13 protein-coding genes and 1 tRNA gene are annotated in these 13,364 nt (G+C 60.8%); 6 read left to right on the forward strand and 8 right to left on the reverse strand.

Annotated elements, in window-relative coordinates:
• Nucleotides 1-5 precede the first annotated feature (5 nt).
• The 4 genes from HMPREF3101_RS07925 to HMPREF3101_RS07940 all read left to right on the forward strand — a co-directional run bounded on the left by HMPREF3101_RS07925 (nucleotide 6) and on the right by HMPREF3101_RS07940 (nucleotide 3,523).
• Nucleotides 6-776, forward strand: coding sequence for a Rib/alpha-like domain-containing protein (locus tag HMPREF3101_RS07925; RefSeq protein ID WP_070464185.1), 771 nt, complete (start codon nucleotides 6-8; stop codon nucleotides 774-776).
• Between the two features lie 277 nt (nucleotides 777-1,053).
• On the forward strand, nucleotides 1,054-2,016 hold the full coding sequence (locus HMPREF3101_RS07930; RefSeq protein ID WP_070464187.1) for a metal ABC transporter solute-binding protein, Zn/Mn family: 963 nt from the start codon (nucleotides 1,054-1,056) through the stop codon (nucleotides 2,014-2,016).
• A gap of 11 nt (nucleotides 2,017-2,027) precedes the next feature.
• On the forward strand, nucleotides 2,028-2,705 hold the full coding sequence (locus HMPREF3101_RS07935; RefSeq protein WP_070464188.1) for a metal ABC transporter ATP-binding protein: 678 nt from the start codon (nucleotides 2,028-2,030) through the stop codon (nucleotides 2,703-2,705).
• A complete protein-coding gene (locus HMPREF3101_RS07940; RefSeq protein WP_070464190.1) occupies nucleotides 2,702-3,523 on the forward strand; it encodes a metal ABC transporter permease in 822 nt (273 codons plus the stop codon). Before HMPREF3101_RS07935 ends, HMPREF3101_RS07940 begins: the two co-directional genes overlap by 4 nt.
• A 56-nt stretch (nucleotides 3,524-3,579) precedes the next feature.
• Here HMPREF3101_RS07940 and HMPREF3101_RS07945 read toward each other — a convergent pair whose 3' ends face one another.
• Genes HMPREF3101_RS07945 through HMPREF3101_RS07955 form a run of 3 tightly spaced genes read right to left on the reverse strand, consistent with a single transcriptional unit; the run spans nucleotide 3,580 to nucleotide 7,280 of the window.
• On the reverse strand, nucleotides 3,580-4,254 hold the full coding sequence (locus HMPREF3101_RS07945; RefSeq protein ID WP_070464192.1) for a DUF2334 domain-containing protein: 675 nt from the start codon (nucleotides 4,252-4,254) through the stop codon (nucleotides 3,580-3,582).
• 5 nt (nucleotides 4,255-4,259) lie between these two features.
• Complete coding sequence (locus HMPREF3101_RS07950; protein ID WP_070464194.1) at nucleotides 4,260-6,389, reverse strand: S9 family peptidase; 2,130 nt, start codon at nucleotides 6,387-6,389, stop codon at nucleotides 4,260-4,262.
• The gene (locus HMPREF3101_RS07955; RefSeq protein ID WP_070464196.1) at nucleotides 6,390-7,280 is read right to left on the reverse strand and encodes a phosphoribosylaminoimidazolesuccinocarboxamide synthase; all 891 of its coding nucleotides are present in this window, start codon (nucleotides 7,278-7,280) and stop codon (nucleotides 6,390-6,392) included. It abuts the gene before it with no gap.
• Nucleotides 7,281-7,332: 52 nt separating this feature from the next.
• On the opposite strand from HMPREF3101_RS07955, the gene HMPREF3101_RS07960 reads away from it, so the two are divergent.
• Nucleotides 7,333-7,857 (forward strand): hypothetical protein, encoded by a 525-nt coding sequence (locus HMPREF3101_RS07960; protein ID WP_141737400.1) that lies wholly within the window; start codon nucleotides 7,333-7,335, stop codon nucleotides 7,855-7,857.
• 9 nt (nucleotides 7,858-7,866) lie between these two features.
• Here the strand turns inward: HMPREF3101_RS07960 and purB are convergent, their stop codons facing one another.
• Nucleotides 7,867-9,300 carry an adenylosuccinate lyase gene (gene purB, locus HMPREF3101_RS07965; protein WP_256365751.1) on the reverse strand — a complete coding sequence of 478 codons (1,434 nt, stop codon included), beginning with the start codon at nucleotides 9,298-9,300 and terminating at the stop codon, nucleotides 7,867-7,869.
• Nucleotides 9,297-10,559 (reverse strand): phosphoribosylamine--glycine ligase, encoded by a 1,263-nt coding sequence (gene purD / locus HMPREF3101_RS07970; protein WP_070464199.1) that lies wholly within the window; start codon nucleotides 10,557-10,559, stop codon nucleotides 9,297-9,299. Before purD ends, purB begins: the two co-directional genes overlap by 4 nt.
• Nucleotides 10,560-10,590: 31 nt before the next feature.
• Here purD and HMPREF3101_RS07975 point away from each other — a divergent pair, with 31 nt between their 5' ends.
• Entirely contained in the window at nucleotides 10,591-10,998 is a 408-nt protein-coding gene (locus tag HMPREF3101_RS07975) for an HIT family protein (protein WP_070464201.1), read from the forward strand.
• Here the strand turns inward: HMPREF3101_RS07975 and HMPREF3101_RS07980 are convergent.
• From HMPREF3101_RS07980 to HMPREF3101_RS07990, 3 genes are all read right to left on the reverse strand, one after another.
• Nucleotides 10,973-12,346 carry a sensor histidine kinase gene (locus tag HMPREF3101_RS07980; protein WP_070464203.1) on the reverse strand — a complete coding sequence of 458 codons (1,374 nt, stop codon included), beginning with the start codon at nucleotides 12,344-12,346 and terminating at the stop codon, nucleotides 10,973-10,975. The genes HMPREF3101_RS07975 and HMPREF3101_RS07980 overlap by 26 nt on opposite strands.
• Complete coding sequence (locus HMPREF3101_RS07985) at nucleotides 12,346-13,050, reverse strand: response regulator transcription factor (protein ID WP_070464205.1); 705 nt, start codon at nucleotides 13,048-13,050, stop codon at nucleotides 12,346-12,348. Before HMPREF3101_RS07985 ends, HMPREF3101_RS07980 begins: the two co-directional genes overlap by 1 nt.
• A gap of 218 nt (nucleotides 13,051-13,268) precedes the next feature.
• Nucleotides 13,269-13,344, reverse strand: a tRNA-Thr gene (locus tag HMPREF3101_RS07990).
• Between the last annotated feature and the right edge of the window lie 20 nt (nucleotides 13,345-13,364).

A 13,364-nucleotide genomic window follows, 5' to 3' on the forward strand; every position in this document is an offset into this window, starting at 1 on the left:
ACTTCGTGGCTGTAGTAAACCACTTCAAGTCCAAGGGTTCCGTTGCCAAGGGCGACAAAGACACCGGTGACGGTCACGGCAACAACGCGCGCCTGCGTGTCCAGCAGTCCAAGTGGGCTGAGCTACCGACGTTCTTGGTTGGAGACTTCAACACATACTCCAAGCAGGACGCCATCGGCGTCGTTGAGCAAGGTGGCTTCAGCATCGTGGAGTCCGAGCGTGACTTTGACCAGGCGTCGTACCAGTTCAGCGGCCAGTTGGGGTCGGTTGACCACATCCTTGCCAACGAGGCGGCGCAGAAGCTGATCCAGGATTCTGCGGTCTGGAACATCAACGGCGATGAGTCGGACGTGTTTGAGTACTCCCGTCGCCTTTACAACGTCCATAATTTCTTCGGCGACGGCAACACGTTCCGCTCCTCCGACCACGACCCGGTGAAGGTTGGCTTTGGCAAGGCAGTCGAGGCAGTCACGGTTGCACAGGGCAAGTTGCTTACCGACGCCCCATCCGCCCTCACCAACACCACCCAACTGCCCGAGGGAACGACCTTCGAGTGGACCGCGACGGTGGACACCAACAACGCTGGCGATAATCAGCCTGGTGTGATCACCGTGACCTACCCGGATGGCAGCACCGACACCGTTGAGGTTGTGGTGAACGTCAAGCCGAAGGCCCGCTACATTGTCAAGGCCGAGATTCAGAACGGCAAGGACGGCAAGGACGGCATCACTCCGACGAATCCGAGCAAAGATACCAATCAGCGCTGCTTGCTCTGATCCCGCTGGGACTGGCTGCCACCATGGATATCCCGGCGCTGACACCGGTGAAGGATCAGACCAGCAGCACTATCGACCCGCTTCCGATCAGCAAGCAGGCTCTCCAGCTCGCTGGCGGCCTCGCGGTAACGGCGGCTGCAGTTGTGGCAATCGCAGATATTCCCGGTTTGGCAGCATGCTGGCGCAACGCAAAATGGTGTACCCGCACCCCAGCTCAAGCACCCGCAATGCCACCCCTCAATTGAAACCCGTTTTCAGTAGTGGTTTAATCGCTCGCATGTACAAAACGAAAAAGTTCCCCAGTTTTGCGGTTGTGGCGGCGGTGGCGTTGGTTGGGGCGTCGGTAAGCAGCTGCTCCTCTGAAAGCCAAAGTGATAACGCAGCAGACATCATTGCCACCACCAACGTGTGGGCCGATGTGGCTGCCGCGGTGACGGGCAACGAGGTTGAGGCCATTATTAACGACGCTTCCATCGACCCCCACCACTTCGAACCCGCAGCAAAAGACCTTGCACGCGTCAAGGCTGCGAACCTTGTGGTTGCCAACGGCGGCCACTACGACCAGGAAATTTACAAGGTTGCCGAACAAGATCGTGTGATCTTCGCAGTGCCGCCGCACGCACACGAGGGACACGAGCACGAGCATGAGCACGACGGCCACGACCACGAGGGCCACGACCACGAGCACGGCTGGATCGACTCCATCCCGGAGTCCATGGATGAACTCGAGCACGTCTGGTTTGCCACCAGCAAGGTCAAGGACGTGGCAACGCAGGTAGCGGACCGCACGGGCAGCTCCGCGGACGACGTCGTCGCCCGCATGGACGCGCTCCAGCAGCGTCTAGACTCCTTCAAGCACGTCCACCTGGCTATGACCGAGCCGATTGCCGCGCCGCTGATCTGGGGCACTGAGCTGCACGACATCACCCCGGAGTCCTACCTTTTGGCAACGCTTAATGAGGTAGAGCCGTCCGCTTCCGCCGTCGCGGAGACCCTCGCGCTGATTGAGAGTGGCTTCCTCGACTTCCTTGTGGTCAACCCGCAGAGCACCAACAGCGCTACGGATCGCCTGGCGCAGGCTGCGAAGGACAACAACCTGCCGATTGTTGAGATACGCGAGACCCCGCCGGAGGGCATGAACTTCCTGGACTACTTTGACCAGGTAGTTGATGAGATTGAGGCGATCGTGAATGCGGCTGAGCCTCGCCCGGACACGGAGCTTCCGCGTTTCAACAATTAAGCTGCTTTTCCGTGATCCTTCGATTCACTGACGCTGCCGTCGCCCCATTGTGGCACGGCCTGGATTTTGAGCTTGACCGTGGTGAGTTCCTCGCGGTGCTCGGGCCTAATGGCGTGGGCAAATCCACGCTGCTGGGCACGATTTTGGGCACGCGCAAGCTCACACATGGCTCGGTAGAGACCAATGGCCGAGTGGGGTTGATTCCGCAGCAGCGGATGTTTCCGCGTGATTTACCCATGCGTGGACGCGATTTGGTCTCGCTTGCGGTCAATCACCGGGCTCGTGCTGATCGTGCGCGGGTTGATGCGTTGCTTGACCGCGTCGGTGCCACACCGTTTGCGGATCAGCGCGTGGGCACGCTTTCGGGCGGCCAGCAGCAGCTGATTCGTCAGGCCCAGGCGTTTGCGCAAGATCCGGAGCTTTTGCTTGCCGACGAACCCCTGCTCTCCCTCGACCCCTCCAAACAACGGGAAGCCGTAGACAGGTTTATCGAATCCGGCGCCGCTGTGGTGTGCGTAACCCACTCGATTAACCCGGTGTTGGGTGTGGTCGATCGCGTCCTGTACCTCGGACCTGAGGGCCATGTGATTGGTGAGGTGGACGAGGTCATGCGCTCCTCAGTGCTTAGCGAGCTCTACGGCACCCACGTCGACGTTGCCGAGGTCGGCGGGAAGCTGGTGGTCCTGTGACCACGTTAGAGCTGCTGCAACTCGACTTTGTCCAAGCAACCCTGATTGCGTGTGCCCTGCTGGGGGTGCTCTCTGGTGTGATGGCGCCGCTGATTGTGCTGCGCCAGATGTCCTTTTCAGTACACGCCACCAGTGAGCTGGCTCTGATGGGTGCGTCTGCCGCGCTGCTGGTGGGCATCAACGTGGGGGCGGGTGCGATTGTGGGGGCGATCGTCGCGGCACTGGTGCTGGCCGCCCTGGGGCTGAAAGGGCAGCAAGACTCGGCTGTGGGTGTGGTCATGAGTTTCGGCATGGGCTTATCCGTGTTGTTTATCCACCTCTACCCCGGCAACGCCAACCGCGCGCTTGCGCTACTTACTGGCCAGATTGTTGGTGTGACCGGCCAAGACTTGTGGCTGCTGGCAGGGACCACGGCGCTGATCGTCGTCGCTGTGGCGGCGCTGTGGCGGCCGTTGTTGTTTGCATCTGCTGACCCAGAAATGGCTGCCGCCTCCGGCGTGCACGTGCGCACGATGGCGCTTATGTTCGCAGTGCTGGTGGGTATCGCCTCAGCGCAGTCGGTGCAGATTGTAGGCGCTCTGCTGGTTATGTCGCTGCTGATCACGCCAGGCGCAGCCGCCGCCCAAGTCACTGCCAACCCAGTGCGTGCGGTGTGGCTGTCCATCCTGTTTGCCGAGGCTGCCGCGGTTGGAGGCATGGTGCTTTCCCTTGCCCCGGGTGTGCCGGTGAGTGTGTTCGTGGCGTTTATCTCGTTTGGCATCTACTTGGTGTGCCGGGTTATTGCGCGGGTGAAGGACTCACGAATCAAAGCACAGTAACGCACAGTAACGCACAGTAACGCACAGTAACGCACGGCAGTCCGCGCTAGCCCGCGCTACAGGTACGCGCGGTAATCCGCAGGCACGCTGCCGGCGCTCACGGCCGCACGAGCGGCGGCCACAAAATCGCGGCAAACCTTCTTCTCCCCCAACTCACGACCCGAAACTGACAACCTGATCGTGTTGCCGCGCTCCGCGCCACGCACCGCGGCTTTCATGATGTTGCGGCGCCACCACTTCGCCGCGCCAAAACCCTCGCCCACGGACAGGTTGCGGCACTGCGTGAACTCGCCGGTGCGCAGCTGGTGGATACCGGCAGTAGATGCAGCCAGGTCAAAGCCAAAGTCCGGCAGCACTGCGAGTGTGCCCTCGGACATCTGCCAGCGCGGGGGCGCAAACATGTCAAAGGCAAAGCCCAGGGATTCCATCTGCCGTGTTGCTCCTTTGAGACGCAGCCGCGCCTCATGGCCAGGCAACGTGGCAAACTCCGCGCGCCTGCCTTGCACCGCCTGATCGAACCCATTGAGCAGTACCGCACGGGTGTCCACCTGGCGTTGAAGCCAGGCGCGGGTGGTGGTGTCTTTGGCGAGGTGCCATTTGGCGTCGATATGCGGGGCGATCAGCAGGGAGACGGGGATGTCCGCACGGTCGAGAGCATCGACGAGGGTGCGGACGCCGTCGAGTGTTTCGTCGAAAATCGAAGAGACGGAAACAAGCAGACGGCCAGACATAGGCACTAGTCTCGCACAGCCAGATCAGCCGCATCCACCGCACCCGCGGTCACTAGCGTCCACGCGTACTCGAATGCGGTTTGCTTCCACTTTGCGTAGCGCCCGGACACGCCACCGTGGCCGGCGGACATCTCCGTTTTCAGTAGGAATGGGCCACCACGGCCAATCTCGCGCAGTTTGGCTACCCACTTGGCGGGCTCGACGTACAGCACGCGGGTGTCGTTAAGACTGGTCACTGCAAGAATTGGCGGGTACTCCACGTCGCGGATGTTCTCGTATGGCGCGTACGTCGCCATGTAGTCGTACACCTCAGGGTCGTGGTACGGGTCGCCCCACTCCTCCCACTCCCCAACCGTCAGCGGCAGCTCCGGCTTCAAGATGGATGTCAGCGGGTCCACGAACGGCACGATCGCCTGGATGCCCGCAAATTTCTCCGGGGCCAGGTTCGCCACCGCGCCCATGAGCAGGCCGCCTGCGGAACCGCCCTCAGCCACCATCTGCTCATGCGTGGTCAGCCCCAGCTCAACCATCTTGTCCGCGCACGCAATGAAATCCGTGAACGTGTTGGTCTTGTGCAGCATCTTGCCGTTGTCGTACCACTGACGTCCCATTTCGCCGCCGCCGCGCACGTGCGCGCACGCCCAGATCATGCCGCGGTCCAACAGACTCAGTCGCGCGATGGAGAACCCGGGGTCCATGGAGGCTTCGTAGGAGCCGTAGCCGTACAGCAACAGTGGGGCGGCTTCAGAGCTTGCTGCTTTACGACGCACCACCGACACCGGCACCTCCGCCCCATCCGGAGCCTGCGCCCACACGCGAAACGCCTCATACTCATCCGCGTTGTAGCCGCCCTCAATCTCCTGCTCTTTAAGCAGGGTGAATGTGCCGGTGTCTACCTCGTAGTCCAGAAGCTGCGAAGGCTGCGTGTACGAGGTGTAGACCACACGCACCACGGGTGCGTCCCACTCCGGGTTACCGGACAGGCCCACGGTGTAGAGCTCCTCAGAAAATTCAAGCTCCTTGAACTCGCCGAACGTCTCCCCCAGCGGCGCCACGGCCAGGCGTGAGATGCCGCCGCGGCGGTATTCCATGAACGCGAAATCGCGGTAGGTATCCACGCCTTCGATGCGGATGGTGTCGCGGTGTGGGGTGATCACGTGAGCGTCGGCAAGCTTGGGAAGCTCCCCTGTGGGAACTAGTGCCACGCAAAAGTTCGGTCCGTGCGCATTGTGGGTCACCACCCAATGCTCCTGGCCCGCGATTTCGGCGAAGTTCACGTGGTACTCAACACCGGATTCGCGCGGCCACAACACCTGCGGGACGGCGGTCGGATCTGCCACCGGCACCACGCGATACTCCGTGGTCAACGAGGAAGACGCGACAATAAACAGGTAGCGCTCCGCGCGGTCTGCACCCACGCCGACAGCAAAACGCTCGTCGTCTTCCTGGTAGACCAGCACGTCTTCTCCGGAGCTGCCCACCTGGTGGCGCCACACCTGGTACGGACGCCACGCCTCATCCGCACGGATGTAGAACAGGTAGTCTTCACCTGCCCAGGTCGCGCCGTAAAACACGTTCTCCAGCTGGTCTTCTAACAGCTCGCCGGTGTCAAGGTTTTTGATACGCAGCGTGAACCGCTCATCTCCCACCGTGTCCACGGAGTACGCCAAAAACCTGCCGCTGGTAGACACCGAGGATGCACCAAGCGCGAAAAACTCATGGCCTTGTGCAAGCTCGTTGCTGTCCAGCAGCACCTGCTCGCCAGGCATGTCGTCGGTGACCTCGGGCGGGGTCCACGGGTCGCCTTCAACCGGCACCCTGCAAGAAATGCCGTAGCTTTTGCCCTCCACCGTGCGGCCGTAGTACCACCAGTTGCCTTGGCGACGCGGCACCGACATGTCCGTTTCCTTCACCCGCGACTTGATCTCCTCATAGACCTTCTCAGTCAGCGGAGCCAAGTTAGCGGTCATGGCCTCCGTGTAGGAGTTTTCCGCCTCCAAGTGCGCAATGACCTCAGGGGTTTCTTTCTCACGCAGCCACTCGTAGTTATCTACAAACTCACGGCCGTGGAAAGTGCGGGTGTACGGCTGCTTCTTCGCATGAGGCGGTTGCGGCTGTGTCTGGGAGTTGACCATTTACGCCCCCGGCCAGTCGGCGAAGCGTTTCCCACTGAGGCGCTCGTAGGCCTCAATGTAGCGATCCCTGGTCGCCTCCACCACAGAGCCCGGCAGCTCCGGCGGCTGCACACCGCTGGCCGGGTCCCAATCCGCCTTCGGGCCGGTCAGCCAGTTGCGCACGTACTGCTTGTCAAAGCTCGGCTGCACCTTGCCCACTTCGTACGAGTCAGCGGGCCAGTAGCGAGAGGAGTCCGGGGTCAGCACTTCGTCCGCCAAGACAATCGTGCCGTCAGCGTCCAGGCCAAACTCCAGCTTGGTGTCCGCCAGAATGATGCCGTGTTCCGCCGCATGCTCGGCGGCGGTGGTGTAGACGTGCAAGGTGAGATCGCGAAGTTTCTCTGCAAGCTCCACACCCAGCTTGTTAGCCATGTACTCGAAGGTGACGTTCTCATCGTGGTCGCCCTGCTCCGCCTTCGTCGCGGGGGTGAAAATCGGCTCCGGCAGCTTCGACGCCTCAACTAGGCCCTCCGGCAGGGAAACGCCGCAGACCTTGCCGCGAGCGTCATATTCCTTCTTGCTGGATCCGGTGAGGAAGCCGCGCGCCACACACTCAAACGGCACCATCTCCAGTTTTTTGACCACCATGGCGCGCCCCAGCACACTCTCCGGGATGCGCGGGTCTTCCACGCCGCCGACCAGGTGGTTCGGCACGCCTTCGAGCAAGTCAAAGAAGAACATCGACGTTGCCGTGAGGATGCGCCCTTTGTCTGGGATCGCCGGCTCCAGGGAAAAATCGAAGGCCGAAATGCGGTCAGACGCCACCATCAGCAGCGTTTGGTCATCTACTTCATAAATCTCGCGTACTTTGCCGCCAGAAATATGCTTGTAATCAGAAAGATCTGCAGGCATGCGTCACAGTGTATGCCCTTGGGCAGGTTTTCACGGTGGTAGGCTCCCGCTCATGAGATTGCGCAGGTGGACGGTTGGAGCCTTTTGCTTTACGACGCTCACGTTCACCTCCTGCACACCCCCTCCCCCATACACCGAATCCATTGCGGTGACGGAGACGAAAACCCAAACTCGATCATTTGGCCAAAGCGCCAAGGTGGTGACGCGAGATGTGCGGTATGGGGTGCCGGTGGTGTGGAGCGTGGACGTCGATAAGCCAAAGCTCAAAGCCGCAACCCCCACATTCCCGGAAGTGTTGTGCTTTGCGGTGACCATGACACCTGAGGAGATCGGTGAGTACCCGGTGGACGTCACGGTGGCAGTGCCGAAGTTCACCGCCGCGGCAGGTGACTTAGCAGCCAACTACCTCGACGACGCCTCCATCTGCGGCCCCGAAACCCCACCCCATGGCTACACCGGCGAGCTTAAGGTGGGCACCCCGTTTGAGTTCTATGTAGCCAGCTGGGACGGCCTCTACGGCACCGCAGCGACCGGGATCCGCCTGCGCACGCAGACACAGACGGTGACCTGGGAGTAACTGCCCCAGCTAGAGGATGTCGCCCGGGCGATACTGGGCGGCCTCTGGGTGGGCGTCCACAACCTGCTGGATGCGCGCCAACACGCGATCCACCTGAGACTCCGCCGCACCAATAAACGCGTGACGATCCGCCAGCGCCGCCTCCAGATCCTCCTGAGTCAGCGGCAGACGCTCATCCCGCGCAAGACGCTCCACCAGGTTCTGCTCCGCACCACGCTCACGCATATCCAACGCCATGGCAACCGCGTTTTCCTTGATTACCTCGTGAGCAGTCTCCCGGCCAACACCCGCGCGAACACTGGCCATGAGAATACGGGTGGTAGCCAAAAACGGCAGGTAACGGTCCAGCTCACGGCCAATCATGGCCGGAAACGCACCAAACTCATCCAGCACGGTGAGCATGGTCTCCAGCTGGCCGTCGATGGCAAAGAACGCATCCGGCAGCGCCACGCGACGCACCACGGAGCAAAACACGTCACCTTCATTCCACTGCTGGCCAGCCAAATCAGCCACCATCGTGAGGTAACCGCGCAGAATCACCTGGAAACCGCCCACACGCTCGCAAGAACGGGCGTTCATCTTGTGCGGCATCGCAGAAGAACCAACCTGGCCTTCCTTAAAACCCTCCGTGACCGTCTCGTTGCCGGCCATCAGGCGGATCGTAGTTGCCAAGCTCGACGGGCCAGCACCCAACTGCACCAACGCAGAAACCACATCAAAGTCCAAGGAGCGCGGGTATACCTGCCCCACCGAGTCAAAGACGCGCTCAAAGCCCAGGCCCGCAGCAATACCCTGCTCAAGCTGGGCAAGCTTCGCCTCGTCGCCACCCAAAAGATCCAGCATGTCCTGGGCAGTACCCATCGGACCCTTGATGCCACGCAGCGCATAGCGGCCCAGAAGCTCCTCGATGCGCTCAATAGCCACCAAGATCTCATCCGCAGCGGACGCAAAACGCTTGCCCAACGTGGTGGCCTGCGCCGCCACATTGTGGGAACGGCCAGCCATAACCAAAGACTTGTACTCGCCCGCACGGTTGCCCACTGCCTTCAGCAGCGCCACCGCCTTGTCGCGGGTCAGCTCCAGCGAGCGGTACAGCTGCAGCTGCTCGACGTTTTCCGTCAGGTCGCGCGAGGTCATCCCCTTATGGATCTCCTCGAAACCAGCCAGCGCGTTAAACTCCTCAATACGCGCCTTCACATCATGGCGGGTGATCTTCTCACGAGCCGCGATGGAGTCCAAGTCCACCTGGTCAATCACACGCTCATACGCCTCGATTGCACCCTTGGCAACCTCCACACCCAAAGCCTCCTGTGCACGCAGCACAGCAATCCACAGCTGGCGCTCCAGAATGATCTTGTGCTCAGGCGCCCACAGCGTCGCCATTTCCGGCGAAGCGTAGCGGTTACTCAAAACATTGGCGTTATTCGGTTTCACGGCACTCACTTTAGGGTGATCCTTCCATCAATAGCAGGGCGGGCAATGTCACGACGGTAATGCGCACCATCCAGGTTTATCGCTTCAATCACCTCGTAGGCGTTTGCAACCGCGGCCTCAAGCGTCTCGCCCTGGCCCAAAGCGTTGAGCACGCGGCCCCCCGTGGCCACCAGCTGGCCATCAGCATCCTTGCCGGTACCTGCGTGCAGCACGCGGGTTGGATCATCCAGGCGCTGACCCGTGATCACGCCGCCAGTTTTCGGCTGCGCCGGGTAGCCCTCGGCGGCCAACACCACCGTGGCGGCGTAGCCGGGCTTCCATTGCAGGGGTGGGAGTTCACGCAAGCGTCCACAAGCAACTGCCCAAAGCGGCTCCAAAAGCGGGGTTTCCAGCATGCTGAGCACCGGCTGGGTCTCCGGATCACCAAAGCGAGCATTGAACTCCACTACCGACGGGCCCCCGGCACCCCACGCCGCCCCCACATAGAGCAAACCGCTGTACGGGATGCCACGCTTGACCATCTCGGCCGCAACCGGCTTGGCAACCTCCTCAACAATGCGCTCAACCCCACCTTCCGGCAACCACGGCAGCGGACAGTACGCGCCCATTCCGCCCGTGTTCGGACCCTCATCGTTGTCATACGCACGCTTGTGGTCCTGCGCAGGCAGAAGCGGCACAACAGTCTCACCATCAACCAGACAGAACAGGCTGACCTCCGGGCCGTCCAGGAAGGACTCCATCAATACCGGGTTACCCGCCGCGATCACCGCCTGCGCGTGCGCTTTCGCCTCATCGCGATCATGGGTCACCACAACGCCCTTACCGCCGGCAAGACCGTCGTCCTTGACCACATACGGCGCGCCAAACACATCCAGCGCGACACCAATCTCATCCTCCGCCGTCACACGACGCGCCTTGGCAGTACGCACACCAGCTGCCGCCATGACGTCCTTTGCAAACGCCTTCGAACCCTCAAGCTGAGCAGCCTGCTTCGAGGGCCCAAACGCAGGAATTCCTGCCGCCACCAAGGCGTCTACCGCCCCGGCAACAAGCGGGATCTCTGGCCCGATAACCACCAATTCAGCGCTGATCTCTTTCGCCAACGCCACAATGGCCTCAGGGTTTTTCACGTCAACGTCACGAACCGTAGCTAAAGACGCCATCCCGGCGTTACCCGGCGCGACGGTGAGTTCAACGGAAGAGTCTTTGGCTAAACCTGCAAGCAGGGCGTGTTCACGGCCGCCCGAACCGATGACAAGGATGCGCATACAGACAAATTTACAGGTAGCTTGGGCAACCATGAGCACCGTATTCAGCAAGATCATCGCCGGCGAGATTCCCGGCCGCTTTGTGTACCGCGATGAGACCGTTGTCGCGTTCCTCACCATCGAGCCGATTGCGTACGGCCACACGCTGGTCGTACCAGTTGAGGAGGTGGATAAGTGGACCGACCTCTCCCCCGAAGTTTGGGCTCACCTTAACGACGTCGCGCAGAAGGTCGGCCAGGCCGTCCTCGACGTGTGCGGCAGCGAGCGTGCCGGATACCTCATCGCAGGCTTTGAAGTCCCCCACACCCACATCCACGTCTTCCCTGCCAATGACATGAGCGGCTACAACCTGGCAAACGTCATGGCCGCAGACGCTACGGACCCGGCCAAGATGGACGAGGTTGCCGAAGCGCTTAGGCAGGCATTGGCAGCGAAATAGTAAACGTTGAGCCTTCGCCCGGTGCGGTTTTCACGCTGATGGTGCCGTCGTGCTGCTCAATCAGCGACTTGGTAATAGCAAGGCCCAGCCCTGAGCCGCCGCCGGTGCCGCGGGTGCGCGAGGTATCCGCACGGTAGAAGCGGTCAAAGATGTGCGCCGCATCCTTCGGATCCATGCCAATGCCGTTGTCTGCGATATCTATAGACACTCGGTCCAGGTACTCCCTGAGCGTCACCGTGACTTCCGCGTCGGGACCGGCGTGCTTAAACGCGTTGGTGATCAGGTTCGTCAGCACCTGGTAGAGACGGTCCGGGTCCCCGTTTACTACAGGCGGGCGGCTGCAATCGTGGTTGACGCGAAGCACACGGTCAGGGAACGCCGCGCCGAGTGAGCTTGCCACGGAGGCGGTCAGCTCCAGCATGTCCACCTCACGCTTGTTTAAGCGTGCACCCTCGGCGCGGGTGAGCGCCAACAGGTCCTCCACCAGCAGCTGCATGCGTGCAGACTCCTCGTCGATCTTGCGGATCACCATGTCCGCGTCCGGCGCCATCCCCTTGTTGTACAGCTCCGCAAACCCGCGCACGCTGGTCAGCGGGGTGCGAAGCTCATGCGACGCATCGCCCACGAAGCGGCGCATCTGTTCCTCTTTCGCCTCTGCTTCCTTCACGGATTCCTGCAGCTGCGACACCATGGTGTTCATCGCGTAGGAAAGTTTGCCCACTTCAGTCTCACGCGACCAACGGGGCACGCGTCGTGACTGCTCGCCAGCCGCAATCGCCAGCGCGGTGGACTCCACCACCCTCAACGGCTCCAGCGCCCGGTCCACTTGCCTGCGGCCTACGTAGACAATGCCCAATGTAGCCAGCGCACCAATTGCGGACTCTGCAATCGCAAGCGCTGTCAGCGTCCTGCGTTCCTGGTCCAACTTCTTGGCCACAAACTTCACAGTCCCGTCCGGTTCTAGGCGTTTCATGGCACGCCACTGGCGGTTGAAATCTGCCCCCTCTTGGGAACCGATGGTTTGGCCATTGTTGAAGCTGCGCAGCTGGGTGTAGTCCGGCGGCGTCGCACTGTAAGATGGCTCCCACAAATGCGTGTATCCAGGAAACAGCATCCCCTGGTGGAAATCGCTCGGCGCACCATAGGACGGCAGCCACGCGGTTTGGCCCACCCAGGTATCCAAACCGTCTTCAAGCTGATCGTCCGCACGCTGGTACAGCAGCGAACGCATCAGCAGGTAGACGGTGACAAAGCTGAGCAGCATCGCCAGCGAAGACACGGCCACCACCACTGTCACCAGCTTCTTCTGCAGTGGGGTGTTCTGGCCGTAGGACTTGAAAAACAGCATTATTGGCGCGGGGTGCGCAGCACGTAGCCGACGCCACGCACCGTGTGGATCAGCTGCTGCTCGCCTTGGTCCACTTTGCGACGCAAATACGAAATATACGACTCCACCACATTGCCATCACCACCGAAGTCGTAATGCCACACGTTGTCCAAAATCTTCGCCTTGGACACCACAACCTCAGCGTTCAGCATAAGGTAGCGCAGCAGGTTGAACTCAGTCGGTGAAAGATCCACGATCTTGCCCGCCTTGGTTACCTCATGAGTCTCATCGTTGAGCGTCAGGTCCGCGTAGCGCAGGGTGCCGTCACCCTTCTCGTCCTCCATCACGTGTCCGCGACGCAGAATTACACGCAGCCGGGTAATAACCTCCTCCAAGGAGAACGGCTTGGTCACATAGTCGTCTGCACCAATGGTCAGACCGTGGATACGGTCCTCCACGGCATCCTTCGCGGTAAGGAACAGCACCGGCGCATCCAACCCCTCAGAGCGCAGGGCGGTCAACAACTCAAAGCCATCCATCCCAGGCATCATGACGTCCAGGATGTAGGCGTCCGGTTTAAAGGAACGCGCCAACTCAAGCGCCTCTTGGCCTGACGTCACGCTTTCAACCTCAAAACCTTGAAATTTCAGGGACACGGTCAACAGTTCAACAATGTTCGGCTCGTCATCAACAACAAGCACCTTTACCGCCTGATTTTCAGCCATGTGCGGGGTCATCTCCTTTTTGTTTCTGCCGAAGTCCTAGCTTCAGGGCCAGCTTTATGGCCAGCTGGATGGCAGCTCAAACGTGTATCTCACAGGTATCTAACACCTACAGACTGTACGTTTCCTGAACGTTCACTGCATGTGCAACGGGAAGTTCCGCGACGTTGAATCAGAGTGCAGAAACCCAACCCCCAAACAAACCCGCCCAAAAAAAGAAATGGAGCTGGAGACGAGACTTGAACTCGCAACCTACGGTTTACAAGACCGTTGCGCTACCGATTGCGCCACTCCAGCAATGGGAGACAGCCTACAGA

Source organism: Corynebacterium sp. HMSC29G08 (assembly GCF_001806875.1).
GTDB lineage: Bacteria > Actinomycetota > Actinomycetes > Mycobacteriales > Mycobacteriaceae > Corynebacterium.

What these genes read in the sequence shown, in the direction of transcription:
- HMPREF3101_RS07930 (WP_070464187.1), top strand. Translation starts at nt 1,054, where the DNA reads ATGTACAAAACGAAAAAGTTCCCCAGTTTTGCGGTTGTGGCGGCGGTG.
- HMPREF3101_RS07945 (WP_070464192.1), bottom strand. Translation starts at nt 4,254, where the DNA reads ATGTCTGGCCGTCTGCTTGTTTCCGTCTCTTCGATTTTCGACGAAACA.
- HMPREF3101_RS07950 (WP_070464194.1), bottom strand. Translation starts at nt 6,389, where the DNA reads ATGGTCAACTCCCAGACACAGCCGCAACCGCCTCATGCGAAGAAGCAG.
- HMPREF3101_RS07955 (WP_070464196.1), bottom strand. Translation starts at nt 7,280, where the DNA reads ATGCCTGCAGATCTTTCTGATTACAAGCATATTTCTGGCGGCAAAGTA.
- HMPREF3101_RS07960 (WP_141737400.1), top strand. Translation starts at nt 7,333, where the DNA reads ATGAGATTGCGCAGGTGGACGGTTGGAGCCTTTTGCTTTACGACGCTC.
- purD (WP_070464199.1), bottom strand. Translation starts at nt 10,559, where the DNA reads ATGCGCATCCTTGTCATCGGTTCGGGCGGCCGTGAACACGCCCTGCTT.
- HMPREF3101_RS07975 (WP_070464201.1), top strand. Translation starts at nt 10,591, where the DNA reads ATGAGCACCGTATTCAGCAAGATCATCGCCGGCGAGATTCCCGGCCGC.
- HMPREF3101_RS07980 (WP_070464203.1), bottom strand. Translation starts at nt 12,346, where the DNA reads ATGCTGTTTTTCAAGTCCTACGGCCAGAACACCCCACTGCAGAAGAAG.
- HMPREF3101_RS07985 (WP_070464205.1), bottom strand. Translation starts at nt 13,050, where the DNA reads ATGGCTGAAAATCAGGCGGTAAAGGTGCTTGTTGTTGATGACGAGCCG.